This window comes from Mesorhizobium sp. P5_C1, from assembly GCF_054049815.1.
Window position 1 is genome coordinate 1 of record NZ_JBFULQ010001239.1, and the last position, 764, is coordinate 764.

General features: G+C 61.0%; 1 protein-coding gene. It reads left to right on the forward strand.

The annotated features are described in order from the left end of the window. A partial coding sequence (locus tag ACXJ7R_RS35105; RefSeq protein WP_457155798.1) for an ABC transporter substrate-binding protein occupies nt 1–764 on the forward strand: 764 nt, incomplete at both ends.

Genomic DNA, 764 nt, shown 5'->3' on the forward strand with positions numbered 1-764 from the left:
ATCTCGCTGCGATGGGCCGGCAGCCGGGCCAGTATGGCGGCACGCTGCGTACGATCATCGGCAGCCAGAAAGATATCCGGATGATGACGATCTACGGGTATGCCCGCCTGGTCGGCTATGACGAAAAGCTCAACATGCAAGCCGACATCCTCGAGAGTTTCGACGTGGCGGATGATCGCGTCTTCACTTTCAAGATACGGGAAGGGCACAAATGGTCTGACGGTAGCCTGCTGACGCCGGAGGATTTTCGTTATTGCTGGGAAGATGTCTGGCTCAACGATGAGCTTTCGCAAGGCGGGCTCGCCCCGGCCCTGCTGGCGGACGGCAAGCCGCCACGCTTCGAGATCGTCGATCCGTTGACGGTCCGCTATAGTTGGGATGCGCCCAACCCCGACTTCCTGCCCAAGCTCGCCGCTGCTGCGCCGCTATCGCTTGTCCTGCCGGCCGCCTACCTCAAGCAGTTCCACAAGAAATACCAGGATCCGTTCCGGCTCGCCGGCCTCATGAAGGAGAACCGGGCCCGGAAATGGACGCTCCTGCATATCCGCATGTCGCGGCAGTATCGCCCGGAGAACCCGGACCTGCCGACGCTCGATCCCTGGCAGAACCGGACCAAGCCGCCGGCTGAGCAGTTCGTCTTCGAGCGCAACCCGTTCTTTCATCGAATAGACGAGAATGGCCGGCAACTGCCCTATGTCGACCGGATTGTCATGAATGTCAGCTCGTCGACGATCATTTCCGCCAAGACCGGTGCGGGCGAGAGC